Origin of the sequence: Achromobacter sp. NPDC058515 (assembly GCF_042721735.1) — a bacterium.
Taxonomy (GTDB): domain Bacteria; phylum Pseudomonadota; class Gammaproteobacteria; order Burkholderiales; family Burkholderiaceae_B; genus Achromobacter.
In genome coordinates this window covers 37,672-64,624 of record NZ_JBHXNI010000015.1, presented here as the reverse complement: position 1 = coordinate 64,624, position 26,953 = coordinate 37,672, and the positions used below count along the sequence as shown (strand labels likewise).

Here is a 26,953-nt window from a genome sequence, read left to right as displayed (position 1 = left end):
GTTTTATCTACATATGAAAAACGATGCGCTGCACCAGAATGTGAATTTCGCGATTTTGACAAAGGAAGGCGCGCTGCACTTTCCGTCTTTCAAGCGGGTCGGCGCGGGCTGGGTGACGCGCGTTCCAGCGTACGAAGGCGCGAAGTACCTGTTCGACGAAACGTCGGGTTCCGCCGCGAAGCGCGGTTTCCATGCCGAGCGGGTCGGGGACGACCTGTACATGACGATGCGCTCCGCAAGCGGGGCGCAAGCCGACCGCGTGGCGATTGACGGATTCTTCCAAAAAGAAGGCGCGGTCTACGGCCTGGATCGCAATGACGAGGCGCGGCAATACATGAATGCCGCCGCCGATACGCCGCAGGGTCCGGTGACTCCAACGATGCTGGACCTGGGCCCCGTTGAACGGCAGCCCGAAGCCGCGGCGCTGAGCGCATTCAATCAAGCTGCGCGAATCGACAATGCCGCGGATGACAACAGCCCCAGTCATCCCCAGCCTGCCGTCGCGGCCGACTACGCCGATGCCGGCCCCGCCGCGGATGCGGCGGCGGCGCCATTGGCGGTGAACGCTGTCTTGAGCCTCGCCGGCATTGTGGACAGGGTCGGTACGGGTCGCATCATGGAGAACTCGGGAGCCGTCACCGACGACAATCTTCCCGGAATTTTCGGCACTGGCCAGCCGGGAACCTGGGTGCAAATCGTGGACGGCAATAACGTCATTGGTGAAGCGCTGGTCGACAATGCCGGGGCCTGGCGTTTCGAGCCCAAGATTCCCTTGACGGAAGGCGGGCACACCTTTTATGCGCGCGACAAGGCGAGCGGCAAGCAGACCGACGGGTTCCAACTGATCCTGGATACGGTCGCGCCGAGCAGGCCGACACTCCTTGAGGTCGTCGCGGACAACGGCGCCGTCAATACGCCGGTCGCCAATGGCACGGCTACGCGGGACAATACGCCCATCGTGCGCGGCACCGCCGAGCCCGGCTGCATGATCCAGATATTCCACAACGGCACGCAGAGCGTCGGCGCGTCCTTTGTCGACATGGACGGAAAGTGGGAGTTCACGCCGCTGTCTCCGCTGCCCGACGGCGAATATGTGCTCTCGGTCAGGGCCATCGACTATTCCGGCAATACCGGCCTGCGATCGACTTCGCACAAGATCATTGTCGACGCGACGCAGCCCGTGAAGCCGAGCATCGACGGCGTATTCAATAACGAAGGCGCCGACGAAATCCCGGTTTCCCCGGGCGGTTCCACCAACGATACGACGCCGGTGATCCGCGGTTCGGCCGAAGCGGGCGCAACCGTCACGCTCTATCGCGACGGCGGCGAGATCGCCCAGGTCACGGCCGGCCCGGACGGCAAGTGGGAATTCACGCCCGCGCAGGCCTGGCAGGAAGGCGACTACGAACTGATCGTGACCGCCACGGACCACGTGGGCAACGTCAGCGACCGCTCCGACCCGTGGAACCTCACGATCGACGTGACGCAGCCTGTAAAGCCGGCGATTGAAGGTGTCTTCAACAACGAAGGCGCCGGCGAGATTTCGATCCCCGAGGGCGGCTCGACCAACGACACCACGCCGGTGGTCCGCGGCACAGCCGAAGCGGGCGCCACGGTAGCGATCTACCGAGACAACCTGGGGATCGGCCAGGTCACGGCTGGCCCGGACGGCAAGTGGGAATTCACGCCCGCGCAAGCCTGGCAGGAAGGCAGCTATGAACTGACGGTCAAGTCCACCGACACCGCCGGCAACGTGAGCGATCCGTCCGAGGCATGGACCGTCGTCATCGACATCACCAAACCGGAGAAGCCCGAGGTCGGCGGCGACGGCATCCATGAAGTCATCGACGACGTCGGCGACGTCCAGGGCCAGGTCGAAGAGAACGGCGTCACCGACGATACCCGCCCCACGCTCAAGGGCGAAGGCGCACCCGGCAATACGGTCCATGTCTACGACGGCAGCGTGCTGCTGCAGCCTCCGGTCGTCGTCCAGCAGAACGGCTCCTGGAGCTTCACGCCCGACACGCCGTTCGCCGAGGGCCTGCACTCTCTGACCATCGTGTTCGAGGACCCGGCCGGCAACCGGTCGGACGCCTCCGAGCCGTGGCGGATCACGGTCGACACCGAGGCGCCCGCCCTGCCCCGCATCGCCGGCGTGTACAACAACGAAGGCGCCGACGAGATTTCGATCAGCGAAGGCGGCTCGACCAACGACACCACGCCGGTGATCCGCGGCACGGCCGAAGCCGGCGCCACCGTCACGATCTACCGCGGTTCCCTGGAGATCGGCCAGGCCACGGCCGGCCAGGACGGCAACTGGGAATTCACGCCCACGCAGGCCTGGCCGGAAGGCAGCCATGAACTGACGGCCACCGCCACCGACCCCGCCGGCAACGTGAGCGATCCGTCCGAAGCGTGGACCGTCGTCATCGACATCACCAAGCCGGAGAAGCCCGAGGTCGGCGGCGACGGCATCCATGAAGTCATCGACGACGTGGGCGACGTCCAGGGCCAGGTCGAAGAGAACGGCGTCACCGACGATACCCGTCCCACGCTCAAGGGCAAGGGAGAGCCGGGCAATACGGTCCATGTCTACGACGGCAGCGTGCTGCTGCAGCCTCCGGTCGTCGTCCAGCAGGACGGCACCTGGAGCTTCACGCCCGACACGCCGTTCGCCGAAGGCCTGCACTCTCTGACCATCGTGTTCGAGGACCCGGCCGGCAACCGGTCGGACGCCTCCGAACCGTGGCGGATCACGGTCGACACCGAGGCGCCCGCCCTGCCCCGCATCGCCGGCGTGTACAACAACGAAGGCGCCAACGAGATTTCGATCAGCGAAGGCGGTTCGACCAACGACACCACGCCGGTGATCCGCGGCACAGCCGAAGCCGGCGCCACCGTCACGATCTACCGCGGTTCCCTGGAGATCGGCCAGGCCACGGCCGGCCAGGACGGCAACTGGGAATTCACGCCTGCGCAGGCCTGGCCGGAAGGCAGCCATGAACTGACGGCCACCGCCACCGACCCCGCCGGCAACGTGAGCGATCCGTCCGAGGCATGGACCGTCGTCATCGACATCACCAAGCCGGAGAAGCCCGAGGTTGGCGGCGACGGCATCCATGAAGTCATCGACGACGTAGGCGACATCCAGGGCCAGGTCGAAGAGAACGGCGTCACCGACGATACCCGCCCCACGCTCAAGGGCGAAGGCGCACCCGGCAATACGGTCCATGTCTACGACGGCAGCGCGCTGCTGCAGCCTCCGGTCGTCGTCCAGCAGGACGGCACCTGGAGCTTCACGCCCGACACGCCGTTCGCCGAGGGCCTGCACTCTCTGACCATCGTGTTCGAGGATCCGGCCGGCAACCTCTCGGAGGCCTCCGAGCCGTGGCGGATCACGGTCGACACGACGCCGCCAGTCAAGCCCAGCATCGACGGCCTGTACAACAATGAAGGCGCCAACGAGATTCCGGTCGGCAACGGCGGGGCCACCAATGACACCACCCCGGTGATTCGCGGCTCGGCCGAAGCCGGCACTACGGTCAAGCTCTACAACAACGGCGTAGAGATCGGCGAGGCGATCGCCGACCAGAACGGAAAATGGGAATTCACGCCTCAGCAGGACTGGGATGAAGGCGAGTACGAACTGACTGTCGACGCTACCGACGCCGCCGGGAACACGAGCGAGCCGTCCGAGCCGTGGGCCGTCACCTTCCTGCTCGAAACGCCGACAATCGATCGCGTTTACGACAATGCGGGCGCGCGGCATGTGGATCTTGAGTCGGGCGATGTGACCGACGACACGACGCCCTCCTTGTCTGGGCAGGCGGTGGCGGGCAGCACGGTCATCATCTACAGCAATGACCAGGAGATTGGCCGGGTCACTGCGGGCGGTGATGGCGCATGGGGCTTCACGCCCAACCCGCCGCTGGCTTACGGCCCGCAGAATTTGAGCGTGTCGGCCAGGGACGCGGCGGGCCACCACAGTGAAAGGTCCGAACCCTTCGAACTCATCCTGTCGCCCGTGCCGGTGGCTTACGTGTTCTCGATGGGCAAGGATTCGGGCCACGACGGCGAAGACTTCCTGACCAACAACGGCGGCACGGGGCGCTTGATGCAAGGCGAACTGAGCGGCGCGCTGACGGCCGGGCAGGCGCTTCAGGTTTCCACCGACGGCGGACAGACCTGGGTTGACGCCTTCGTGAACGGCCTGAGCTGGGTCGCGCAGGACAACAATGCCCACAAGAGCAGCTGGACCATCCAGACGCGCGTGACCGGCCCTGGCGAACAGGGCTATGTGATGAGCCAGAACGTCACGCTCAACCCGCCTGGCGCACAGTACACCCCCAAGGCGCCGACCTCGGTCAGCGTCCAGGGTGGCGAGCTGCTGGTCGGATTCGACTCGGCCAACGTCTCCGCCGGCGACCGTATCGCGGTCGTGGCGGACGGCGGCGCGAGCAAGTTCGAGTACACGCTGACCGCCGCCGACATCGCCGCCGGCCAGGCCAGGCTGGAGATCGGGCAGGCGTCCGCTCCCAGCGCCGCCATCGTGGACCAGTCGGGCAACATGTCCGCGTATGCCGATACCGGCGCCGCGCCCAGCGTGAATCAGGTCGTGAAAGGCGATGTCTCGGAAGTCTACGGCTCGGGCCACGACAACCTCTTCATCGTCAACAACGTCAGCGACCTGCAAAACGTCAAGCTGATCGAAGGCGGCCTGACCAGCAGCCTTGAGCACCCGGGCAAGGACACGCTCAAGCTCGAAGGCGCGAACCAGGTGCTGGACCTGACGACCTGGCAGGGCCGCTTGAGTTCCGTCGAGATCATCGACCTCACCGGCACCGGCAACAACACCTTGAAGCTGTCGCTCAGCGACGTGCTGGACCAGGGCGCCCGCGGCTTGTTCGTCAATGAGCCAACGATGCAGATGGTCGTCAAGGGCAATGCCGGCGACAAGGTGGAGCTCGACGACCTGCTGCCCAACGGCCTGGACGTGGGCGACTGGGAAGACCTGGGCTCCATCATCGTCGCGGGCATGACCTACGAGGTATATCGCCACAGCGCCGTGGATGCCGATCTGCTTGTCGAGCAAGGCGTTGCCGTAACCATGGTCTAGGCCTGCTTCCAAGGGGATAACCCATCCAGCCTTGAGGCAACGCAAGCCATGGCGCCGAACCGGTGAATCGTGCCGGTTCGGCGCCTTGTGCCTTTCCAGGAAGCTGCCGGGCTTCCGGCCTTCGGCTAGATAGCGCCGTCACGGGGCAGACCAGCAATTTCTATAGAGAGGAACGCACTTGACTACCGTACTCATCGTCGACGATCACCCTGCCATGCGCCTGGTGCTCAAGACGCACCTTTCGCAAGTTCTCGGCATCAACCGCATCCTGGAAGCCGACAACGGGCAGTCCGCCATACAGTCCGTCAAGGATTCCAGCCCCGGCCTGGTCATCCTTGACATAGACATACCGAAGCTCAACGGCCTGGACGTCATCCCGCGTATCCGGGCGATCCGGCCGGACACCCGCATCCTGGTCTTGTCAGGCCAGGACCAGGTGGCATTCGCGCCGCGCGTCAAGACCGCCGGCGCCAACGGCTACGTGAGCAAGGCGCAGGAAATATCGGAGATCACCCGCAGCGTTGAGGCCATCCTGACCGGATATACCGTCTTTCCGAATATCGCCAGCGCGTATGCGCCAAGCCAGGAGCGCGTCACCCAAAATGCGCACCGCCTTGAGCGGCTGTCCGACAAGCAGATCGTGGTCATGCAGATGCTGGTCCGCGGCATGTCGAATAAAGAGATCGGCGACGCGCTGTTCATCAGCAACAAGACGGTCAGCACACACAAGACGCGGATCATGGGCAAGCTGGGGGTGCAGACGCTGGTCGAATTGATCGACTTTGCCCGCCAATGCCATATCGCTCCATGACCCGCCCCACCCGCGCAGGCGCCACATGATGGATCTGGCCGTCGTCATCGCTCGCCGCCCCGCGCGGCTCAGGGAGCTTGGAGCCCGCCTGGAAGGGCTGGGCCTCGTGGTGGAGACCTACGCGGACGCCGCGGCGCCATCCAGCCTCTGCAGGGTGCCTCGCGTGGTCCTGTGGGATGAGGATGCGCCGGACGTGCCGGCGGGCTACTTGCCCGGGCCCATCAATGCGGCGCCCGTCCACTTGAGAATCTCGGCTGCTGCCCGCGCGTGGGTTGCGCGCCCGGGCGCGATCGTGCTGCCTGCCGCAACCGAGGGCGCCCTATTAACTGCGCTGCTGGACTCGGGCTATGCCTTGCCGGCGGACGCCGAATGCGCTTCGATTTCGCGCACGCTGCATGGCCTGGTCAACGGCGACGCCGCCGTGGTGGCCAGGCTTGTCGACAGCCTGCTCTGCTCAGGCGTAGCCGACTTGGCAAGCTACCGCGCCCTTTGCGCCCAGAAGAACTGGGTGGCGGCCGGATCGCTCGCGCACCGCCTCAAGGGGACGATCCGCATGGCGGGCTGCGTATCGCTGGCTCGCGTATGCGAGCGCGTTGAATTTTCCATCCTCAATGGGGCCACCGCCGACTTCACACGGCTGAACGCGCTGTTCGAGCCGGCGGTGCGCCGGCTGTGCGCCGAGCTGCAAAAACTCCGGCGCGCGTGCTGACCTGCCTTAAAGCCTGAGGTCGGACGCCTCGACGGGGAACAGGCTCTTGAGATCGAAGAACACGTGGTTCGACTTCCCGAAACCGCGGATGGCATCCGGCCCCATCTTGACGAAATCCCGATGGGAAACGGCCAGGACGACGGCGTCGTAATCCTGGCAGCCGGGCGCGGCGGTCAGCGAAAAGCCGAATTCCGACTGGACTTCACGGGGATCGACCCACGGGTCGTGGACGTCGACGCGCACGTGGTAATCGCTCAGCTCATTGATGATGTCCACCACCTTGGTGTTCCTCAGGTCCGGGCAGTTTTCCTTGAACGCCAGGCCCAGGATCAGCACGCGCGCGCCCTGCACATGAATGCGCTGCCTTGTCATGGCCTTTACCAGCTGCGAAGCGACGTACCCGCCCATTGAGTCATTCAGCCTGCGCCCGGCCAGGATGATCTCGGGGTGGTAGCCCACCGACTGGGCCTTGTGCGTCAGGTAATACGGGTCCACGCCGATGCAGTGCCCGCCGACCAGGCCAGGCCTGAAGGGCAGGAAATTCCATTTCGTGCCCGCTGCCGCAAGCACCGCTTCGGTATCCAGTCCCAGTCTGCTAAATATCATGGAGAACTCGTTGATGAGCGCGATATTGACGTCGCGCTGCGTATTCTCGATGACCTTTGCCGCCTCGGCTACCCGGATGCTTGCCGCCTTGTGCGTGCCGGCGACGATGATCTCTCCATACAGCCGGTCGATCACATCCGCAATCTCCGGCGTGGATCCCGACGTCACTTTCTTGATGGTCGCGACACGGTGTTCCTTGTCCCCGGGATTGATGCGTTCCGGGCTATAGCCGGCAAAGAAGTCCACGTTAAAGCGCAGGCCTGACTCGCGCTCCAGGATGGGCACGCACTCTTCCTCGGTGGCTCCCGGATAGACGGTGGATTCATAGATAACGATGTCGCCTCGCTTGAGAACCGCGCCGATGCTATGGCTGGCCGCATAGAGCGGAGTGAGGTCCGGCTGCTTGAAATCGTCGATGGGGGTCGGCACCGTGACGATAAAGATACGCGCGCGAGCCAGCTGATTGCGATCGCAGGTGAAGCTCAGTTTCCTGGCTTCGACCAGCTCGGCACTGTCGACCTCCAGCGTCGCGTCGTGGCCCGACTGCAGCGCATCGATCCGGGACGCGTTGATATCAAAACCGATCACCGTCCTTTTCTTGCCAAATTCGACCGCCAGCGGCAGGCCCACATACCCCAGGCCGATCACGGCCAAGGTGGCGTTACTGTATTCATCCATCATGCGAAATCCGTATTGCAATTAGTTCAAGAAAATCAGCGCTGATTGACCGCACATGACGCCGCAACGCAGAGAGGGCATGTGGGCGGAATGTCCCGGCAAAGGCGGAGGACCGGGGCTTCACGGGCGCAGGACATTCGTGCGGGAATCGCGATCAAGATAATGGACGCGCGCATGGCAATTCGTATGAAGGTTCCGAAGTTGCGCCAGGACGCAGACCTTGCGGCGCGCCTGCTCCAATATGAAAAATCCTACGCGTGATGGCCTTCCGGATGGATAGACTCGACCGCAGCCTACGACCTACCCATGCCAAGGAATGCCGCCGTGACATCTTCGGCCTGTTACGCCCCAAGCCCTCCGATCAACGCGAGCGACGTCGACGGGATGCTGCAGGACAGCTCGCAACTCCATCTGGAGTTTCAGCCGCAAGTGAACTTATGGACGGGGGCAATCGATTCGGTCGAGGCGCTCGCGCGATGGCGCCATCCCACGATAGGGAACATATCCCCAGCCCTGTTCATCCCTGCAGTTCACCGCTTGCGCCGGCAACGCGAGCTGTTCGAGCGGGTCGTCGCACTCGCTGTTTGCGCGGCGCGAACGCTGCTGGATGCCAATGTCTCCGTGCCTATCGCCATAAATGCTTGCGCCGACACCCTGGCCGATCCTCACAGCCTCGCGTTTCTGCTCGAAGAGACCTCGCGCCAGGCGGTGGAGTTGTCGCGCCTGCGCGTGGAACTGACCGAAGAATCGCCGGTGCTGGATCTGCCCGCCCTTAACGCCGCGCTGACCGAACTTCGCAGGTCCGGCTGCGAAGTCGCGCTCGACGACTTTGGCGCGGGCCACGCCAACCTGAGCATGCTGGCCGGCCTGACCGTCGATGAGGTCAAACTGGACCGCGGCCTGGTCTGGCGCATGGCGGACAGCCGCGTCGCGCGAGAGTCTGTGCGCTTTGTGTTGTCGCTTGGAGAACAGATGGGCTGGCGCGTCGTCGCTGAAGGGGTCTCCTCCGGCGCGGTTCTGCAGATGCTCCGCGCGCTGGGTTGCCGGCACGGACAGGGATTCTTACTGGGCCGGCCGATGCCGCTGCAAGCGTTGATGGCCCAGCTGGGAAGCAGGCTGGCCAGTCCCTTCCATCCTTGTCGGACGATCCCTACGCCCGCTCTTCCGGCGCTCGGCTGCGCCCGGCCTAAGGTCTCGCCCTTGCGTGGATAGATCGGACATCCACGCTTCGGACAATTCATCATGGCGTGTAGGAAAACTCCTCTGCCTCGCGACGAAATCTGCTGGCATGCTGTATTTACCCCACATAAGCCAACAAGCCCCCCGCTGCGGGCTTATGCGGCAAGAGCGGCAATGCCTGCCTGATACGCAGCGCGGCTCGCGTCGCCGCGAGTACTTTTCCCGTCTCCATATTCCTATGGAAGCCATCATGCAACATAGCTTGCGCGCACTGTCTCCCCGCCCCCTGGCCCACATCGGCCTCACTCCTATCCCCCCAAGAAGGACGGCGGCCCTCACGTCGTCCTTCGCGCATCCGATACGCAATCGTGATCAGGCATTGCCCGAACCGGTACAGACGCTTATCGTCCACCGCCACATCAGCGCGTTCCGCGCCTGGCGCACCCATCAGGGCCTGTCGATGCGCGCGGTGCAACAGCGCACGCGGATGCCTATCGCGACGCTGATGGCCCTGGACGGCGGCGAGGTAGCCTTGTGTGAATGGACGGTTGAACCGCTGGCCAAGGCGCTGGGCCTGGACGCTTCTCAGCTGCTGAAAGCGGAACTCCTGGCGCGATTGAATCGCCCGGAGACAATTACCGCGCACTTGCGCTGAAGACCGGCCCGGCCCGCCCTGCTTCCGCCGCCGCAAGCGCGGCGTTGAGCCAGTCCTTGAAGCTTTCGTAGGGAATGAATACCGATGGGGTATCGAGCACGGTGCGGCCGCCGATATCCGAAACCCTGCTGACAAAACCCGTGATGATGCCGCCCAGCGTCATGTCTTTCGTGTTGTATACCGCTCCGCCCGACATGCCGACAATCACGCCGGCGTCTGACGCATACATGACGCACTGCGGCTTGCTGTATTCCTCCCGCAGCCGCGTCTTGATTATGGCAAGGCCACGCGATTCCTTGGGCTGCGTCATGAACGAGCTGTACCCGAAATAACGGATTTGCTCGCCTTTCGAGGGGCTGCGAAACTGTTGCTTGCCTGTGAGCGAGCTGTCGTATTCAACCAGCGCGATGTCGCAATGCGGATGGGTGGAAACAGCCTTGAGCCTGTTGGATGCCTTGACGACGTGGATGTTTGTCAGCGCAAAGCGGGGAGAAACCGGCGTCACGGTCCCCATGGACATCAGGGAGGGGTTATTCTTTTTATCCGTAACCGGCTGAACAAACTTATGCGCTTCCTGGCTGTTGTCGTAATTGCCGGTAGCGCAGCCGCCTAGCGCCAGCAAGCCAATAAGAAGCCTGGGAAAGAGCATGAGAAGTTTTACTTTTTCGGACCACATCATATGTTCCTTTAAGTATTTCTTCTGACTGGTCCGAATTATTTAATGCTCTTTTCCCATGCCACGCAATCAGAAATTGCGCCTGCCCGGCGTGAGTGCGCACTCACGGTGTTCCGGCCGCAAGCGGACAAGGCTGCGCGCCACGCATTCGCGATGCGTGCGCGGCGTGGCGGATTCAGGCAGGGTTGTTTTTGAGGATGTCGAAGCGCTTGCGATACGCGGGCGGTTGCTATGACCGGAATTACGCGCATCGGTCGCCGTGGGCGACGCAAGCTTGGGCGGGCGCCCTACAGGACGCGGCACTTGATGAGAGCAGAGCGCGACGACCCTTGGCGGGTGCGGTCTCTGCTTCGAATGAGGAAGTGGTGGGTTGTGCGAGACTCGAACTCGCGACCAACGGATTAAAAGTCCGCTGCTCTACCGACTGAGCTAACAACCCGACCGAAGCCAGAAATTATGGCGGATTTCCAAGGCTTTGTCAAAAAATGACTCGCCTGTCACATCCTTGTCCTTTGCCGCGCAAAAGAAAACGGCCGCTTGCGGCGGCCGTTCCCGGGCGTGATGGAACCTGGATTTACCAGGCGGCCACCACGGCGCCCTTGTACTTGGTTTCGATGAATTGCTTCACGGCCGGGCTGTGATAGATGCTGATCAGCTTGGCGAACTCGGGGCGGTCCTTGTCCTTCTCGCGCACGACCAGCACGTTGGCGTACGGCGAGTCCGGCGATTCCTGGGCGATGGCGTCCTTGGCGGGATTCAGGCCGGCTTCCAGCGCGAAGTTGGTGTTCACGGCCGAGGCGTCGGTGTCATCCAACGAACGCGGCAGCTGGGCGGCGTCCAGCTCGATGAAGCGCAGCTTCTTCGGGTTCTCGATCACGTCGATCGGCGTGGCCTTCAGGCCGGCTTCCGGACGCAGCTTGATCAGGCCATTGGCTTGCAGCAGCAACAAGGCGCGGCCGCCGTTGGTCGGGTCGTTCGGCAGCGCGATGCGGGCGCCTTCCTTCAGTTCCGACAGGGACTTGATCTTCTTGCTGTAGATGCCGATGGGGAAGATCACGGTCTTGGCGATGCTGACCAGCTTGTAGCCGCGGTCGGCGTTGGCGTTGTCCAGGTAGGGCTGGTGCTGGTAGCTGTTGACGTCCAGGTCGCCGGAGGCCAGCGCCACGTTGGGCTGCACGTAGTCGGTGAATTCGATGACCTGGATGTTCAGGCCCTGCTTGGCGGCTTCGGCCTTGACCACATCAAAGATCTGGGCGTGCGGGCCGGCGGTGACGCCGATCTTCAGCGGCTTGTCCTGAGCCAGCGCGGGCTGGGCGAAAACGGCGGCGCCCAGGGCGAACGCGGCCAGCGACTTCAAAACCTTGATGCTCATGTTGCGATATCCCGAATGACGGAAGTAGGAAAAGAATGAAATCTGCGGTGGGCGGATCAGCGATGCGACATGCGGCGCACGAAGCGGTCGCCAAGGCTCTGGATCGCCTGGACCAGCACGATCAGCACGATCACGACCGCGGCCATGACGTCTGACTGGAAACGCTGGTAGCCGTAGCGGATGGCGAGGTCGCCCAGCCCGCCGCCGCCGATGGCGCCCGCCATGGCCGAATAGCCGATCAGGCTGACAACGGTGACGATGGTGGCGGCGATGAGGCCGGGCAAGGCCTCCGGCAGCAGCACCTTCATGATGATCTGCATCGGCGATGCGCCCATGGCGCGCGCCGCGGTGATCAGGCCGGGATCCACTTCGCGCATGGCGTTCTCCGCGATGCGGGCCATGAACGGAATCGCGGCGACCGACAAGGGCACGATGGCGGCGGTGGTGCCGATGGAGGTCTGCGCGACCAGGCGCGTGAACGGAATGATGGCGACCATCAGGATCACGAAGGGCACCGAGCGGGTGGCGTTGATCACCGCGCCCAGCACGTGGTTCACGGGCTGGTTCTCCAGCATGTTGCCGCGGGCGGTCACCGTCAGGGTGACGCCCAGGGGAATGCCGATGACCACCGCGATGGCGCTGGCCACACCCACCATCAACAGGGTGTCAAGCAGCGACGTAATAAGCAGGTCGATCAGTTGCGGACTCATGAGCTATTTCTTCAACGGTAATGTCACGGGCGGTCAGGGCGGCAATCCCATCCTTGACCGCGGCGGGCGCGCCTTGGACCAGCACGAACATCGTGCCCACGGCCACGCCCTGGATGTCTTCAACGCGCGCCTGCACCAGGCCTACGTCCAGGGAAAACTGCTTGGACAGGTCGGACATGAACGAACCCGACGTGTCAGTGCCGGTCAGCGACAGGCGCAACAAGCGCACCGCCTGGCCCGGCTTGGCCGCGACCAGCGTCTGGATGCGCTCTTTCACGGCGGCCAGCGTGGCGTCGGTCAGGTCGGACGCGGTGGCGGCCGACACCATGCCGCGGGTCACTTCATGGCGCGGCTGCGCGAACACTTCGCGCGTGCTGCCGATTTCGACCACTTCGCCCTGCGACAGCACGGCGACGCGATCGCAGACTTCGCGCACGACTTCCATCTGGTGGGTGATCATGACCACGGTCACGCCGGTCTTGCGGTTGATGTCGCGCAGCAGGGCCAGGATATTGTGCGTGGTTTCCGGGTCCAGCGCGGACGTGGCTTCATCGCTGAGCAGGACGTCCGGCTTGTTGGCCAGGGCGCGGGCAATGCCCACGCGCTGCTTCTGGCCGCCGCTGATCTGGCTGGGATAGCGGTCGCGCAGGTGCTCCAGGCCCACCAGCGCCAGCAGGCGCTCCACGCGGGCCGGGATCTCGGCTTTCGGCACGCCCGCGATTTCCAGCGGCAGCGCGACGTTGCCGTATACCGTGCGGCGCGACAGCAGGTTGAAGCCCTGGAACACCATGCCGATGCGGCGGCGCTGGCCGCGCAGCTGCGCTTCGTTCAGGCCCGTCAGCGGCTGGCCGCCAATGGCGATCGTGCCTTCGTTCGGGCGCTCCAGCAGATTGATGCACTGGACCAGCGTGCTTTTACCCGCCCCGCTGGGGCCGATGATGCCAAAGACCTCGCCCTGCTCGATGTGCAGGTTGATGCCTCGCAGCGCCTGGAATTCTCCATGCGGCGTGGCATAGGTCTTGGATAGGTTCTCGATGTGAATCATGGCAAGCGATTTTGTATCTTTTCTCTTCTAAAGAGAACGACCGTTTTTTCCATTTTTAATAGCTATAAGTAATATAGAACGCCGCCGGCGTCCCTGGGCGTCCTCGCGGCGCCTACCCAATCCCTGCAATGCCCGCCGGGCAAAAAGACGTAAAGGGCAGTCGGGAAGGAAAGCCTCCCTGACTGCCCCTTTTTTATAACGGTGGCCGGCAAGCGGCCACGCCGGACTCAGCGTGCGCGTGAGATGCGGACTTCCGCGCCGCGGCGCTTGACCTCCAGGCCTTCGGAGGGCGAGATGCGCAGTCCTTCCAGGCCCTTGATGTAGCTCGAGCCCTGCATCTGCATCACGCGGATCTTGTTGCGCATGACCACCGGGTTATGCACAGGCATGCCGAACATCCAGACCTCGTCCAGGATGCGGGCCGAGTTGAACTCGCCCGTATGCTGCGCGGCCGGCCCCAGACAGAGCATGTGCCCTTCCCGGCCGAAAACGGGGAACTGGCCCAGCTCGCAGTCGATCGTCCAGGTGGTGCCGCCTTCGTAGCGGTGGCCAGTGTTCAGATCCCACCAGGCCTCGCCCTTGGGCAGGTACACGCGCACCTGGTTGCCGGGCTCGGTAACCGGCGCCACCAGCAGGGCCGGGCCAAGCAGGTATTGCAGGTCCCATTCATGGGCGTGCGGATCGTTGGGGAACGACAGCGCCATGGAACGCTGCACCGGCAGGCCGGTGCGCGCCGAGTCCTCGATGGCGCCCAGCACATACGGCACCAGGCGATAGCGCCACTGCATCCAGGTCTTGACCTGGGCCAGGGTTTCGTCGCCGAAGTCCCAGGGCATCAGGCCTTCCACGCCCTGGAAGGAGAAGTTGGCCGAGAACACGCCGACGGTCAGCCAGCGCAGGTACAGCTCGGACGTCATGCCCGCGCGGTCGCGCGAGGCCGAACCGATGCCATGCACCTGCACGGGCACGCCGCTCGCGCCGATCGACAGGGACGTGCGCAGGGTATGGCGCAGGCCTTCCCAGGTGTTCTCGGCCTGCGGCCCCACCTGCCACGGCAGGCGCTGCGCGGCGGGGAACAGGTCGGAGCTGGGCACCACGCCTTCGGGCGGCACCTTCAGGCCGGCGACCGCATCGAACAGCGCGCGGCGCACCAGCAGCGGATACATGCTGCGCAGCGCGGGGCCGGTTTCACCGTTGCGGGCCGTCACGCCATCGGGAATGGCGATCTGGGCGTCGCACGCGGGCGCATCCAGCCCGTCTTCCACCAGTTGGCGGTGGCGTTCGACCCACAGGTTGTAGATGTCGCGGTAGGTCAGGTCAAGCAGGCCGTACGGCTGCCCCGAGGTGGCTGCGTTGCCGTCGAACACCTGCGCGGAGCCATCTTCCTTGGCCAGCAGCCAGCCGCGGTCTTCCAGTTCCTCGAACAGCGGGCTGGTCTTGAGCACGCCCGGAAAACCGGATGCCGCGACATGCACGTTGTGCTTATGGAACAGCGCCAGCATCTGCTTGGCGTCGGGGAAGCGCTGGGCGTCCCATTCGAAAACCGTCTTGTCGGCCTGGAAGCCCCAGGCCGCCGGCTGCGCCAGCGTCACGGCGTCCACCGGGATATGGTTTTCACGCATGCGGGCCACCAGGGCCACCGTCTGGGTCGGCATCTCGCCCGCGGCCTGCTGCAGCCACGCGCCCATCGCCCACAACACGGGCTGGCCGGCGCGGCCGGTCAGCGCGGTGTACTGGTTCAGGATTTCGGCGGGCTCGCCGGCAAACAGGAACAGATCCAGGACGGCGTCGTCCACGGTCAGCAGATAAGCCGAATCCGCGGGGGCAACGCCCACCGAATGCTCAACACGGCGCATCGTGTTCACATAGACGCCCCAGCCTCGCGGGCTCCATGCCAGCGGCAGGGCGCGGTGCTCGGGATCGTCGGAGACGACGGATTCCTCGCGGCGGTTCAGGTCGCCCGGGGTTTCACCCAAGCCGAAGACGCGCTCGTCGGCCTGCAGGCTGAAGCCCGCCGTCCAGACAGCGTCCTCGGCCTGGTCCAGCGCGTTGTGCCCGAATGCGGGCGTATGCGCGGAAACCTCGGACTCGAACACCCGCTCGTCGTTGCGGTACAGCGCCACGCGCACGGGGTTCGTTTGAATTTCCAGGGCCACATCGCCCTGGGTGATCCGCCAGCCATCCCCGCCCTCGCTAGGGGCAATGGCTGCCTCGCTCACGGCCTCTTGGCGCGCGAGCAGCATCTCGGCCACGGCGCGCGCGCGCGCGCCGGGCTTGTCATCAGTGAGGTGGTTCGCCTCGCCGCAGCGCAAGCGAAAAACACCAGGCGCATGCGCCTCGACTACCACGTGCAACCCATCGCCCGCGTCGAAATCGATGCGACTGGGGCGGGACGTCAGCAGCTCGATGTTGTCGAGCTGGGTAGTATGGGCAAAGTCGAACTTGGGCGGCACAGAGCATCCCCCGGCTTAAGCCAAAAACCATCAAAAGACGCTATTTTGACGGATTTGAGCTTTGAAATAAACTCGGTCCCTCTTTTGGACGGCAATCTCATCCATAAAAGGGGCATAAAGCCCTCGGCCAGCACCCATGGGCGCAGACGCCCCCGAGCCGCCGAAACGCCAAGTCTGAAGCCATTTACGGCCTATCTGGCGCCAAATCCTGGCATTTCCCGCAATTCTACGCCACCCCACCGCCGGCCCAGACCCGCGCCCAATTTTTTTTCATCGTGGCGAAATAAGTTGGGCCAGATCCGTTTCCAGAGGTGACGGCTCGCCCAGAAGACGCGCCGCGATCACGTCGCCCATCAGGGCGGACCAGGACAGTCCGCGCGAGGCATATCCGACCGCCAGCCACACGCCCGGCGCGTGCGGCAGCTCGCCCACGGCCGGCAATCGGCCCGGCAGGACGGCGCGCCACCCCGCCCAGCCCGGCAGGCTGCCCGGCGCCAGCGCCTCGAAATCGGGGTAGCGGGCGCCCAGGAGCCCGGCCGCCTTGCCCAGCGTGACGCGCTGGCCTTCCGCTCCGATCCGCGCCTCGGTCGCGTCATGCACATACGTGCTGCCGACCACGCAGCCCGCGCCCACGTCGGGCAACAGATAGCCTTCGCCGCCCACGATGCAGCGCGGGCCGCCCCCCAGCGCCGCTGCGGGCACCAGCGTGACCTCGCCGGCCAGCGCGTGCATCTGCGCCACCCGGGGCAGCGGACCGAGCAAGCCACTGTCGGACAACACCCCGCGCGCGCCGGCCGCATTGGCGAGGACCACGGTATCCGCCCGCGTCAGCTCAGCGCCGGAAGCGTCCCGCAAGCTCCAGCCCTGCTCCGCCCGCTCGACCCGCGCCACCTCGCCGGGCAATATCGTCACGCCGGCCGTGGCCAGCAGCGCATCGATCAGCAGCCCCGGCTGCACCAGCATGCCCTGCGCAAAGAACACGCCGCCGCGCGCCAGCGGCAGGCCCGCCAAGGCGCTGGCTTCGTCCCGGTCCACCTGGCGCACCCAGCCGGCGGGAAACGCCAGTGCGTCCAGGGTGCCGGCCAGCGCCGCCGAACGGCCCGCATCGCGCTCCACCTGGACCGTGCCGCACACCCGGGGCGCAGCGCCGCCGGGCAGGCCTTGCCAGCGGGCCAGGGCTCGCCCGCTGCCTGCCCGCGACAGCCGGGCCCGCGCGTTGTCGTCTCGCGCCACCACGGGCGTCAGCGCGGCGGCCAGGTGCCCCGCATGCGTGGGCGCGCCATGAGCCCGCCCCGCGTCCACCACGGTGACACGCCAGCCCCGGCCGGCCAGCGCTTGCGCGATGCCTGCGCCCGCCAGCCCCGCCCCCACCACCACCGCATGGCCCGGACCTTCGCGCGGAGCCGGCGCCGCCTTGCGGCCTTCCATAGCGGCCGTCCCGACCGTCATATGCCATTTGCCCCCGTAGCCGGGCGCGCGCCGCACCTCGAACCCTGCATCCTGCAGGGCGCGGCGCAACTCGCCGGTGCACGCCCAGGTCGCGAGGGTGGCGCCCGGCGCCGCCAGCGCCGCCAGATCCCGCAGCAGGGACGGCGCCCACATGCGCGGATTGCGCTCCGGCGCAAAGCCATCCAGGAAAAAGGCGTCGACCCGCGCGCTCAGCCGGGGCGCCAGCACCTGCGCGTCGCCAAAACCCAGCGTCAGCGTGACCGCGCCATTCTCGAATTCCAGCCGGTGCAGGCCAGGCAGCAACGCAGGCCACTGCGCAGCCAGGCGCCGCGCCAGCTCGGCCAGCGGCCCGGGCGCATGGCGCGCCAGCAACGCCGACATATCCTCGCGGGAGAACGGATGCCCCTCCATCGACACGACATGCAGCGCCGCCGGCCGTTGCGGGTCGTCCCGCCAGGCTTTCCACAGCGCCAGGAAGTTCAGCCCCATGCCGAATCCCGTTTCGCAAACGGTGAACGCGCCACGACCGCGCCAGCGTTCGGGCAGTCCATTGCCGCGCAGAAACACGTGCTCGACCTGCCCCAACGCGCCGGAAGGCGAGTGATAGACGTCGCCGTACACGGGGCTGAAAAGCCTGCCGTCAGCATCGTAGTCAAGCACCGCGGGAGTCAGGGGAACGTAAGTCACAGACGGGTAGTCCAGGGGAAAACAGCGTTGGGGCAAGCGCGAATTATCCGACTTTGGATGCGTCCGCGTTGGATGGACGCCACGCAGGGCCGCGGATTCGGCCCTTTGCCACGGGTTTGACGCATACATGGGCTTACACTGATTTCATGGATACCTACGATCAGCCCCAATCGCTGGCCTCGCCCATCGACCTGTGCGCCGCGATCGACGCGGCCGTCACAGCAGCCCATGCCGGCGCCGCCATTCTGCAATCCTACGCGCACCATCGCGCCGATCTCGTGATCGATCGCAAGGCGCGCAACGACCTCGTGTCCCAGGCGGATCGCGAGGCGGAAGCCGCCATCATTCAGGAACTGAAGGGCCGCACGCCAAGATTCGGCATCGTCGCCGAAGAAACCGGCGGCAGGCCCCTGGGCGTCGCCACCTGGTACATCGACCCGCTGGACGGCACCACCAACTTCCTGCACGACATCCCCCACTACGCCGTGTCGATCGCCCTCATCGCGCATGCGGGCACGTCGATATCCGGCACTGAAACGCTGACCGAAGACACGCCGGTCATCGGCGTGGTCTACGACCCCTGCCGCGAAGAGCTGTTTACCGCGGTGTACGGAATCGGCGCCTGGCTCAACGGGCGGCGCATCACCTGCTCGCGCACGCAGACGATCGAGGACGCCGTCTTGGCCACCGGCTTTCCCTTCCGGGATTTCTCGTTCGCCGCGCAGTACATGCCCATGCTGCACGACGCCATCAATCGCGCGCGCGGCGTGCGCCGCATGGGCGCGGCCGCGCTGGACCTTGCCTGGACCGCTTGCGGCCGCTACGACGGCTATTGGGAAATGGGCCTGGCGCCCTGGGACGTGGCCGCCGGCACGCTGATCCTGCGCGAAGCGGGCGGCGCCTGCTCAGACATGCACAAGCAAGACCCCTGGCCGATCGGCGGGCGCGTCGTGGCGGGCAACCCCGCCATCGAACGCGCGCTGCACGAGATGATCGCGCCGCACCTGAACAAGAAGGACTGACGCCGCCTCAAGCCGACGGCGCTGTGGGCGCGGCGGCTTTCGCGTCGGGCCGCAGTTCGCGGCGCAGGATCTTGCCCACATTGCTCTTGGGCAGTTCGTCGCGAAACTCCACGAAGCGCGGACGCTTGTAGCCCGTCAGCTTTTCCTTGCACCACTGCTGCACCTGCGCCTCGGTCAGCGACGGATCCTGCTTCACGATAAACACCTTGACCGCCTCGCCGGAATGTTCGTCCGGCACGCCGATGGCCGCGCATTCCAGCACGCCGGGATGCTGCGCCACCGCCGCTTCGACCTCGTTCGGATAGACCTTGAATCCGGACACCGCGATCATGTCCTTCTTGCGGTCGACGATGCGCGTGTAGCCTTGCTCGTCCATGATGCCGATGTCGCCCGTGCGGAAGTACCCGTCGGCCGTCATCGACGCCCGCGTTTCGTCGGGCTTCTGCCAATAGCCCAGCATGACCTGCGGCCCGCGTATGCCCACTTCGCCGCGCTCGCCCAGCGGCACCTCGTTGCCGGCGTCGTCAAGGATCGCGACGTCGGTGGACGGCAAGGGCAAGCCGATGGAGCCGGAGTAGGCCGTCGCGTTGGTGGGATTCACCGTCGCCACGGGCGAGGTCTCGGACAATCCGTAGCCCTCGATCAGGGGCCGGCCGGTGATCTTCAGCCAGCGTTCGGCCACCTGCTGCTGCACCGCCATCCCGCCGCCCAGGGTCAGGCGCAGGCCGGAGAAATCCAGCCGGGCGAAGTCCTCGTTGTGGGCCAGCGCGTTAAACAGCGTATTGACGCCGGGGAACAAATTGATGGGCACCTTGCGCCACGCGCTGATCAGCGCGGGCTGGTCGCGCGGATTGATGATGAGCACATTGCGCATGCCCGCATGCATGGCGTACAGGCCGCAAACCGTCATGGCGAACACGTGGTACAGCGGCAGCGCGCTGATGATGGTGAGCTGCTGGCCCGCCAGGTCGTGGACGACCGGCTGCGCCACCGCCTCGGTCTGCAGCACGTTCGCCACCAGGTTGCGATGCGACAGCATGGCGCCCTTGGGCACGCCGGTGGTCCCGCCCGTGTACTGCAGCACCGCCACGTCGTCCATCGATATGGGCGGCGGGTTGAACGGCAGGTGCGCGCCTTCGTGCAATACCTTCGGCAGCGTATGGGCGCCGTCGATATGCCACGCCGGAACGATCTTCTTGATATAGCGGGCGCCCAGGTTGACCAGCGGCGCCTTCAGGCCGCCGAGCAGATCGCCCGGGCCGGTCACGACGATATGCTTGAGCTGGCCGCGGTCGGCCACGCGCTGCAAGGTGTGCGCGAAGTTTTCCAGGATGACGATGACGGACGCGCCGCTGTCCAGCAATTGCCGCTGAAGCTCTTCGGCGGTGTACAGCGGGTTCACGTTCACCACGGTCATGCCCGCCCGCAGCGTGCCCAGCATGCCGACCAGATAGGCCGGCACGTTCGGCATCATCAGCGCCACGCGGGCGCCCTTGGGCAGGCCCAGGCTTTGCAGCCAGCCGGCAAACGCCCGCGCATGGGCGTCCACCTGGGCGTAGGTGATGTCGCTGCCCATCGCCGTGCAGGCGATGCGCGGCGCATATTGCTTGCAGGCCCGGTCCAGCAAGTCGGTGAGCGAGGAATAACCCTCGGTGGAGATCTCCGCCGGAACGCCTTGCGGATAATGAGCAAGCCACGGACGCGTCATGGTATTTGTCTCCATTAAATAGATTTTTGATTGATGATACCCTTGTTGCGTTCCCTTTTTCCGCTCGAATCCCCCATGAAACTTCTTGAACCCATCGTCGCCTGGCACCACGATATTTCCAAGATCCGCCGCGATATCCACGCGCATCCCGAGCTGGCCTTCGAAGAGTTCCGCACCGCCGACGTGGTGGCGGCCAAGCTTGAGGAATGGGGCATCGAGATCCATCGCGGCCTGGGCGGCACGGGCGTCGTGGGCATCATCCGCGGCAAGCTGCCGGGCGACCGCGCCGTGGGCCTGCGCGCCGACATGGACGCGCTGCCCATGCAAGAGGCCAACACCTTCGAGCATGCCAGCAAGAACGACGGCAAGATGCACGCCTGCGGCCACGACGGCCACACCGCGATGCTGCTGGCGGCCGCGCAATACCTGTCCCAGCACCGCGACTACGCCGGCATCGTCTACGTGATCTTCCAGCCCGCCGAGGAAGGCGGCGGCGGCGCCAAGCGCATGATCGACGACGGCCTGTTCACGCGCTTCCCGATGGAAGCGGTGTTCGGCATGCACAACTGGCCCGGCATGAAGACCGGCCAGTTCGGCGTGACGCCCGGCCCCATCATGGCGTCCAGCAACGAATTCTCGATCATCGTGAAGGGCAAGGGCACGCACGCCGGCATGCCCAACCTGGGCATCGACCCGGTCATGGCGGCCGTGCAACTGGCGCAGTCGCTGCAGACCATCATCACGCGCAACCGCAATCCGCTGGATGCGGCCGTGCTCAGCATCACGCAGATCCACGCCGGCAGCGCCGACAACGTCGTCCCCAACCACGCGGAATTGCGCGGCACCGTGCGCACCTTCACGCTGGACGTGCTGGACCTGATCGAACGCCGTATGGAAGAGATCGCGCGCCACACCTGCGCGGCCATGGATTGCGAAGTGGAATTCACGTTCCAGCGCAACTATCCGCCCACCATCAACCACCCCGAGGAAGCCGCGTTCTGCGCCGATGTCATGCGCGACATCGTGGGCGAGGCCAACGTCAACGACCACGTGCAGCCCACCATGGGCGCGGAAGACTTCGCCTTCATGCTGCAGGAGCTGCCCGGCTGTTACGTCTGGATCGGCAACGGCACGGGCGACCACCGCGACAGCGGCCACGGCCTGGGCCCCTGCATGCTGCACAACGGCAGCTACGACTTCAACGACGAACTGCTGCCGCTGGGCGGCACGTACTGGGTCCAGCTGGCGCTCAAGCGCCTGGCCAAGGCCTGATCCGCTACCCCCCGTCCGCCGCGCCGACCGCCAGGCACATTGCCAGAAAGCGTTCGGCGGCGCGGGCGGCGGCGTCGGCATGCGGCACCAGGATGCTCAGGGTGCGCGTCAGCGGCTTGGGCAACAGGCGCAGGGCGGCCAATGCCCCGTCCTCGTGGCGCATCGACATGACGGACACGAAACCCACCCCCAGCCCCGCCCGCACCGCCTGCTTCACGCCCTCCACGCCAGCCAGCTCCAGCCCCACCGAGGGCGCCAGGCCCGCGTCGGCGAAAGCGCGCTCCACCAGCCGGCGCACGCCGGAACCCGGTTCGCGCATGACCAGCGCGGATACGGCCAGGTCGCGCAGCGTCACCGCCCCCTTGCCCGCCAGCGCGTGATCCGCGCGCACGATCGCCACCACCTCGTCCTGCCTCCAGGCATGCACCGCGGTATCGGCCGGCAGCCCTGCGGGCACATCCCCCTCGATGAACGCCAGGTCCAGCGCCGGCAGGCGTTCCACGATTTCGCGCGTATTGCCGTCCGACAGGTGCAGGCTCACTGCCGGGAAGGCGTGGCGGAAGTCCGCCACCAGGCGCGGCAGCAGATAACTGGCGGGCGTGGTGCTGGCGCCCAGGCGCAGGGCGCCCGTTTCCAGCCCGCGCCAGGATTCGCGCACGGCCTGGGCCTGGCGGTACACCTGGCGCAGCTGCCGTGCCTGCTCGGCCAGGCGCTCGCCGGCCTCCGTCAAGGCGATGCCATGGCCGCTGCGGCGGTACAGGGGTTCACCGAACCATTCCTGCAGCATGCGCAGTTGCCCGGACACGGCGGGCTGCGAGAGATGCAGCACCTGCGCGGCGCGGCTGATGTTGCCGGTATCGGCCACGCAGGCAAAGGTAAGCAGCTGGTCGGGAGTCATGGGAACCTTAATATCAGATTTACCGATATTACATATTCAAAATAAAGATTTTTCAAATAGTAGAGGGGAATCTAATATTTCGTGTAGTTATTTAGATATGCCCAAAGGGCCAGTCATGAGCACCTCCACCAGCACCGCCGTTCCCCTCCCCGCCAGCCCGGCCGCTCCAGCGGCCGCAGCTCCGGCCGCCGCCGCCACGCCTTGGCGGGACAAGCTCAACGGCGTGCTGTTCGTGGGCCTGATGGCGGGCGCGGTGATGCAGCTGGCGGATCTGCCCGCCATCCGCCAGCTTGGCTTTTCGCCGCTGGTCGTGGGCATTGTCTGCGGCATGCTGTACGGCAACTTCCTGCGCGGCACCATGCCCGCCGACTGGGGCGTGGGCGTGAATTTCACCGCGCGGCGCCTGTTGCGCATCGCCGTCGCGTTCTACGGCCTGAATATCAGCATCCAGCAGATCGCAGCCGTCGGCCTGCCCGGCCTGGCCGTCTCGGTGGCGGTGGTGCTGGGCACCTTGCTGATCGGCACCGTGGTGGGCCAGCGGATGCTGGGTCTGGACCGCGACACCGCCATGCTGACCGCGGCCGGCAGCGCCATCTGCGGCGCGGCCGCCGTGCTGGCCTTCGAACCGACGCTGCGGGCCGCCCCCCACAAGAGCGCTGTGGCGGTGGCCACCGTGGTCCTGTTCGGCACCCTGTCCATGTTCCTGTACCCCGTGCTCTACCACGCGGGCTGGCTCAACCTCGATACCCAGGCGCTCGGCATCTATATCGGGGGCACCATCCATGAAGTTGCGCAGGTCGTGGGCGCGGCCAGCAACATCGACCCCGCCACGACGGAGGTCGCCACCATCGTGAAGATGACCCGCGTAGCCCTGCTGGTGCCGGTCCTGCTGGTGCTGGGCATGTATCTGCGCAGCGCCGCCGCTCAGGCGGGCGGCCAGGCCAAGGGCGCCAAGCTGCCCATTCCCTGGTTCGCCGTCGGCTTCCTGGCGCTGGCCATCATCAACTCGCTCAACATCATCCCGCCCGACGCCATCGCCGCCATCCGCCGCCTGGACATCTTCGCGCTGACCATGGCCATGACCGCGCTGGGCATCGAAACCCGCTTCGCCCAGATCCGCAAAGCCGGCCCCCGCGTGATGGCCCTGGGCCTGATCCTGTACGCCTGGCTGTTGGTTGGCGGCTACGGGATCGTGAAGCTAGCCAGCTGATCTCCGGGCCGCCGCCATAAAGCATGGCGGCGGCGTCCCGGCGCGCACGCCGTGGTCTCGTTTTTCCTGCATAATCGGCTGGTTCCCTTGCATTGGAGTCGGCCGCATGACCTCCAGCACCAAAACCCCGTTTACGACTTTGCCTGCCCATCGCGACGTGGTGTTGCGCGTCATGCCGATGCCGGCCGATGCGAACATCCACGGGGACGTTTTTGGCGGCTGGATCATGGCCCAGGTGGATATCGCCGGATCGATCCCCGCCGCGCGCCGCGCCGCCGGACGCGTGGCCACCGTGGCGGTCAATGCCTTCCAGTTCAAAGAGCCCGTATTCGTGGGCGACCTGCTCAGTTTCTACGCATCCATCGTCAAGACCGGCACCACCTCGATCACGGTGTCGGTCGAGGTTTACGCGGAACGCCAGCGATTGGACGCCGAAGTCGTCAAGGTCACCGAGGCCACGCTGACGTACGTCGCCACCGACGAAGCGCGGCGCAGCCGCCCCCTCCCCACACTTTGAGCCGTAACGCATGACGCAGTCCGCCGCCGCGCAGAAACCGCCCGCGACGCCCCGCCGCCTCGACCCGGAAGACGCCCAGACCGCCTTGGCGGAAGTGCAGGAGCGCCTGCGCCGCCAGCAACTGGTCGCCGACCTGGTGCATCGCCAGGAAGAAGGCGACGCCAAGGCCCCGCTGGTCGAAGACCTGGTGCACCGCCAGCACGAGGCCGAGCTCAAGACCCTGCTGGATGGCCTGCATCCGGCGGACATCGCCTTCATCCTGGAATCGCTGCCCAAGGACGAGCGCCAGTCCATCTGGAAGCTGGTCAGCCCCGAGCACGACGCGGACGTCCTGCTGGAAGTCGAAGACTGGGTGCGCGAATCGCTGATCGAAGCGATGGACCGCCAGGACCTGGTCGCCGCCACCGGCAGCATGGACGCCGACGAACTGGCGGACCTGGCCCCCGACCTGCCGCCCGACGTGGTTGCGGAAGTCCAAAAGGGCCTGACCGAGGAAGAACGCGCGCAGCTGCTGGAGGCCATGGGCTATCCGGAAGACAGCGTAGGCGCGATCATGGACTTCGAGATGGTCCGCGTGCGCGAGGACGTCACCCTCGAAGTGGTGCTGCGCTATCTGCGCCGCCTGCACGAACTGCCCGACCACACCGACCAGATCTTCGTGGTGGACCGCCAGGACAAGCTGCAAGGCATCCTGCCCCTGTCGCGCCTCCTGGTCAGCGAACCCGAAACCGAGGTGCGCGCCGTCATGAATGCGGACTTCCTGGCGCTGAACCCGCTGGATTCCGATGCCGACGCCGCCGGCGCCTTCGAACGCTACGACCTGGTGTCCGCCCCCGTGATGGACGACCAGGGCCGCCTGATCGGCCGCGTCACCATCGCCGACGTGGTGGACGTGATGCGCGAAGACTCGCAAGAGCAGGCGCTATCCCGCGCCGGCCTGCAGGAAGAAGACATCTTCGCCCCCGTCACGACCGCCCTGCGCAACCGCGCGCCGTGGCTGCTCTTTAACCTCTGTACCGCCGCCACGGCCTCATTCGTGGCATCGCAGTTCGAGGGCACGGTCAGCCAGATCGTCATCCTGGCGTTCCTGATGTCAATCGTGGCGGGCATCGGCGGCAACTCCGGCAACCAGACCATGACGCTGATCATCCGGGCGCTGGCCATGGGCCGGATCACCGGGCGCAACCTGTGGCAGCTGGTCAAGCGCGAACTGTTCGTGACCCTGCTGGTGGGGCTTTGCGGCAGCCTCGTGGCAGCCCTGTTCGCCTGGGTGATCTCGCATTCGCTGTCCATCGCGCTGGTGATGATGGCCGCCATGATCTGCAACATGCTGGTCGGCGCCTCGGTCGGCGTGCTGGTGCCGATGGTGCGCGCGCGCTTCGGCAAGGATCCGGCGATGGGGTCTTCGGTGCTGCTCACGTTCGCCACCGATTCCCTGGGGTTTTTCATCTTCCTGGGCCTGGCCACGATCTTCCTGCTGTAGCCTGCGCACGACGGACCCGTACGATTTTTCACCGTACGCCACCCTGATCGACGCGATTGAAAGCGGCCTGACAGGTGGGAGGATGACCGTTCCATTACAGTAATGGAATTGTCATTTTCCCTTCAGTGCCCGCAATGACCGCCAGACTCCGGGCAGCGCTATTCTGCCTGCTGCTCTCCGTTTTCGCCGCCCCCGCCCAATCCTGTGAAAGCCTGCCCTCCTGGGCGCATTCCGCCTGCAGCCGCCTCGACCAGATCTGGACGGAAGGCGGAAACGACCTCTACGTAAGCGGGTACGCGTGGCACAACCGCGCCACGTACAGCCGCGAAAAAATCGACAGCTTCAACGAACTGGCATGGGGCGGCGGATACGGCCGCAGCCTCTACGACGAAGACGGCGACTGGCAGGGCCTGTACGGCATGGCCTTCCTGGATTCGCACAGCAAGGTCCAGCCCATCGCGGGCTATGGCTTCCTGAAGATCGGACAGGTCAGCCAGAACTTCCGGCTGGGTGCGGGCTATACCGTGTTCCTCACGGCGCGCCACGACATCATGAGCTATGTGCCCTTCCCCGGCATCTTGCCGCTGGTGAGCGCGGGCTACAAGGACGCCATGCTCTACGCCACCTACATCCCGGGCTCAAGCGGCGCGGGCAACGTCCTGTTCATGTTCGGGCGCTGGCATTTCTGACGCCTGAG

20 protein-coding genes and 1 tRNA gene are annotated in these 26,953 nt (G+C 65.6%); 11 read left to right on the top strand and 10 right to left on the bottom strand.

Annotated features, from left to right (window positions below):
- Positions 1–13 precede the first annotated feature (13 nt).
- From ACFWP0_RS23055 to ACFWP0_RS23045, 3 genes are all read left to right on the top strand, one after another.
- Positions 14–5,116, top strand: a complete 5,103-nt coding sequence (locus tag ACFWP0_RS23055) for an Ig-like domain-containing protein (protein ID WP_377846008.1) — start codon at positions 14–16, stop codon at positions 5,114–5,116.
- Between the two features lie 178 nt (positions 5,117–5,294).
- Positions 5,295–5,927 (top strand): response regulator, encoded by a 633-nt coding sequence (locus tag ACFWP0_RS23050; RefSeq protein WP_377846007.1) that lies wholly within the window; start codon positions 5,295–5,297, stop codon positions 5,925–5,927.
- A 25-nt stretch (positions 5,928–5,952) separates the two neighbouring features.
- Entirely contained in the window at positions 5,953–6,636 is a 684-nt protein-coding gene (locus ACFWP0_RS23045) for an Hpt domain-containing protein (protein ID WP_377846005.1), read from the top strand.
- A 6-nt stretch (positions 6,637–6,642) separates the two neighbouring features.
- Here the strand turns inward: ACFWP0_RS23045 and tviB are convergent, their stop codons facing one another.
- Complete coding sequence (gene tviB / locus ACFWP0_RS23040; RefSeq protein WP_377846003.1) at positions 6,643–7,923, bottom strand: Vi polysaccharide biosynthesis UDP-N-acetylglucosamine C-6 dehydrogenase TviB; 1,281 nt, start codon at positions 7,921–7,923, stop codon at positions 6,643–6,645.
- Positions 7,924–8,244: 321 nt separating this feature from the next.
- On the opposite strand from tviB, the gene ACFWP0_RS23035 reads away from it, so the two are divergent.
- Positions 8,245–9,132, top strand: coding sequence for an EAL domain-containing protein (locus ACFWP0_RS23035; RefSeq protein ID WP_377846001.1), 888 nt, complete (start codon positions 8,245–8,247; stop codon positions 9,130–9,132).
- Between the two features lie 205 nt (positions 9,133–9,337).
- On the top strand, positions 9,338–9,754 hold the full coding sequence (locus tag ACFWP0_RS23030; RefSeq protein ID WP_377845999.1) for a helix-turn-helix domain-containing protein: 417 nt from the start codon (positions 9,338–9,340) through the stop codon (positions 9,752–9,754).
- On the opposite strand, the gene ACFWP0_RS23025 is transcribed toward ACFWP0_RS23030, so the two are convergent.
- From ACFWP0_RS23025 to mnmD, 7 genes are all read right to left on the bottom strand, one after another.
- On the bottom strand, positions 9,735–10,433 hold the full coding sequence (locus ACFWP0_RS23025; RefSeq protein ID WP_377845997.1) for a hypothetical protein: 699 nt from the start codon (positions 10,431–10,433) through the stop codon (positions 9,735–9,737). The genes ACFWP0_RS23030 and ACFWP0_RS23025 overlap by 20 nt on opposite strands.
- Before the next feature lie 360 nt (positions 10,434–10,793).
- Positions 10,794–10,869 (bottom strand) — tRNA-Lys (locus tag ACFWP0_RS23020).
- Positions 10,870–11,004: 135 nt separating this feature from the next.
- Positions 11,005–11,802 carry a MetQ/NlpA family ABC transporter substrate-binding protein gene (locus tag ACFWP0_RS23015; RefSeq protein WP_377845995.1) on the bottom strand — a complete coding sequence of 266 codons (798 nt, stop codon included), beginning with the start codon at positions 11,800–11,802 and terminating at the stop codon, positions 11,005–11,007.
- A gap of 56 nt (positions 11,803–11,858) precedes the next feature.
- Positions 11,859–12,512 (bottom strand): methionine ABC transporter permease, encoded by a 654-nt coding sequence (locus tag ACFWP0_RS23010; RefSeq protein WP_057287106.1) that lies wholly within the window; start codon positions 12,510–12,512, stop codon positions 11,859–11,861.
- Entirely contained in the window at positions 12,469–13,557 is a 1,089-nt protein-coding gene (locus tag ACFWP0_RS23005; RefSeq protein WP_377845993.1) for a methionine ABC transporter ATP-binding protein, read from the bottom strand. Before ACFWP0_RS23005 ends, ACFWP0_RS23010 begins: the two co-directional genes overlap by 44 nt.
- Before the next feature lie 227 nt (positions 13,558–13,784).
- Positions 13,785–16,010, bottom strand: coding sequence for a glycoside hydrolase family 31 protein (locus ACFWP0_RS23000; RefSeq protein WP_377845991.1), 2,226 nt, complete (start codon positions 16,008–16,010; stop codon positions 13,785–13,787).
- Between the two features lie 270 nt (positions 16,011–16,280).
- Entirely contained in the window at positions 16,281–18,182 is a 1,902-nt protein-coding gene (gene mnmD, locus ACFWP0_RS22995) for a tRNA (5-methylaminomethyl-2-thiouridine)(34)-methyltransferase MnmD (protein WP_377845989.1), read from the bottom strand.
- 110 nt (positions 18,183–18,292) lie between these two features.
- Here mnmD and ACFWP0_RS22990 point away from each other — a divergent pair, with 110 nt between their 5' ends.
- Positions 18,293–19,168 carry an inositol monophosphatase family protein gene (locus ACFWP0_RS22990; protein ID WP_377845987.1) on the top strand — a complete coding sequence of 292 codons (876 nt, stop codon included), beginning with the start codon at positions 18,293–18,295 and terminating at the stop codon, positions 19,166–19,168.
- A gap of 7 nt (positions 19,169–19,175) precedes the next feature.
- Here ACFWP0_RS22990 and ACFWP0_RS22985 read toward each other — a convergent pair whose 3' ends face one another.
- Complete coding sequence (locus ACFWP0_RS22985; protein WP_377845985.1) at positions 19,176–20,876, bottom strand: AMP-binding protein; 1,701 nt, start codon at positions 20,874–20,876, stop codon at positions 19,176–19,178.
- Between the two features lie 75 nt (positions 20,877–20,951).
- Between ACFWP0_RS22985 and ACFWP0_RS22980 the strand changes: the two genes are divergently transcribed.
- Positions 20,952–22,148, top strand: coding sequence for a M20 aminoacylase family protein (locus ACFWP0_RS22980; RefSeq protein ID WP_377845983.1), 1,197 nt, complete (start codon positions 20,952–20,954; stop codon positions 22,146–22,148).
- A gap of 4 nt (positions 22,149–22,152) precedes the next feature.
- On the opposite strand, the gene ACFWP0_RS22975 is transcribed toward ACFWP0_RS22980, so the two are convergent.
- Positions 22,153–23,046, bottom strand: a complete 894-nt coding sequence (locus tag ACFWP0_RS22975) for a LysR family transcriptional regulator (protein WP_377845981.1) — start codon at positions 23,044–23,046, stop codon at positions 22,153–22,155.
- A gap of 115 nt (positions 23,047–23,161) precedes the next feature.
- Between ACFWP0_RS22975 and ACFWP0_RS22970 the strand changes: the two genes are divergently transcribed.
- The 4 genes from ACFWP0_RS22970 to pagP all read left to right on the top strand — a co-directional run bounded on the left by ACFWP0_RS22970 (position 23,162) and on the right by pagP (position 26,945).
- Entirely contained in the window at positions 23,162–24,256 is a 1,095-nt protein-coding gene (locus tag ACFWP0_RS22970; RefSeq protein ID WP_377845979.1) for a YeiH family protein, read from the top strand.
- A gap of 106 nt (positions 24,257–24,362) precedes the next feature.
- Positions 24,363–24,773 carry an acyl-CoA thioesterase gene (locus ACFWP0_RS22965; protein WP_377845977.1) on the top strand — a complete coding sequence of 137 codons (411 nt, stop codon included), beginning with the start codon at positions 24,363–24,365 and terminating at the stop codon, positions 24,771–24,773.
- A 10-nt stretch (positions 24,774–24,783) separates the two neighbouring features.
- Entirely contained in the window at positions 24,784–26,256 is a 1,473-nt protein-coding gene (gene mgtE, locus ACFWP0_RS22960) for a magnesium transporter (RefSeq protein ID WP_377845975.1), read from the top strand.
- Positions 26,257–26,390: 134 nt separating this feature from the next.
- Positions 26,391–26,945 (top strand): lipid IV(A) palmitoyltransferase PagP, encoded by a 555-nt coding sequence (pagP, locus tag ACFWP0_RS22955; protein WP_377845973.1) that lies wholly within the window; start codon positions 26,391–26,393, stop codon positions 26,943–26,945.
- The last annotated feature ends 8 nt before the right edge of the window (positions 26,946–26,953 follow it).

Coding starts and splice junctions, on each gene's coding strand:
- pagP (WP_377845973.1), top strand. CDS start 26,391: ATGACCGCCAGACTCCGGGCAGCGCTATTCTGCCTGCTGCTCTCCGTT.
- ACFWP0_RS22965 (WP_377845977.1), top strand. CDS start 24,363: ATGACCTCCAGCACCAAAACCCCGTTTACGACTTTGCCTGCCCATCGC.
- tviB (WP_377846003.1), bottom strand. CDS start 7,923: ATGATGGATGAATACAGTAACGCCACCTTGGCCGTGATCGGCCTGGGG.
- mgtE (WP_377845975.1), top strand. CDS start 24,784: ATGACGCAGTCCGCCGCCGCGCAGAAACCGCCCGCGACGCCCCGCCGC.
- ACFWP0_RS22975 (WP_377845981.1), bottom strand. CDS start 23,046: ATGACTCCCGACCAGCTGCTTACCTTTGCCTGCGTGGCCGATACCGGC.
- ACFWP0_RS23005 (WP_377845993.1), bottom strand. CDS start 13,557: ATGATTCACATCGAGAACCTATCCAAGACCTATGCCACGCCGCATGGA.
- ACFWP0_RS23045 (WP_377846005.1), top strand. CDS start 5,953: ATGATGGATCTGGCCGTCGTCATCGCTCGCCGCCCCGCGCGGCTCAGG.
- ACFWP0_RS22980 (WP_377845983.1), top strand. CDS start 20,952: ATGAAACTTCTTGAACCCATCGTCGCCTGGCACCACGATATTTCCAAG.
- ACFWP0_RS23015 (WP_377845995.1), bottom strand. CDS start 11,802: ATGAGCATCAAGGTTTTGAAGTCGCTGGCCGCGTTCGCCCTGGGCGCC.
- ACFWP0_RS22985 (WP_377845985.1), bottom strand. CDS start 20,876: ATGACGCGTCCGTGGCTTGCTCATTATCCGCAAGGCGTTCCGGCGGAG.
- ACFWP0_RS22970 (WP_377845979.1), top strand. CDS start 23,162: ATGAGCACCTCCACCAGCACCGCCGTTCCCCTCCCCGCCAGCCCGGCC.
- ACFWP0_RS22990 (WP_377845987.1), top strand. CDS start 18,293: ATGGATACCTACGATCAGCCCCAATCGCTGGCCTCGCCCATCGACCTG.
- ACFWP0_RS23055 (WP_377846008.1), top strand. CDS start 14: ATGAAAAACGATGCGCTGCACCAGAATGTGAATTTCGCGATTTTGACA.
- ACFWP0_RS23030 (WP_377845999.1), top strand. CDS start 9,338: ATGGAAGCCATCATGCAACATAGCTTGCGCGCACTGTCTCCCCGCCCC.
- ACFWP0_RS23010 (WP_057287106.1), bottom strand. CDS start 12,512: ATGAGTCCGCAACTGATCGACCTGCTTATTACGTCGCTGCTTGACACC.
- ACFWP0_RS23025 (WP_377845997.1), bottom strand. CDS start 10,433: ATGATGTGGTCCGAAAAAGTAAAACTTCTCATGCTCTTTCCCAGGCTT.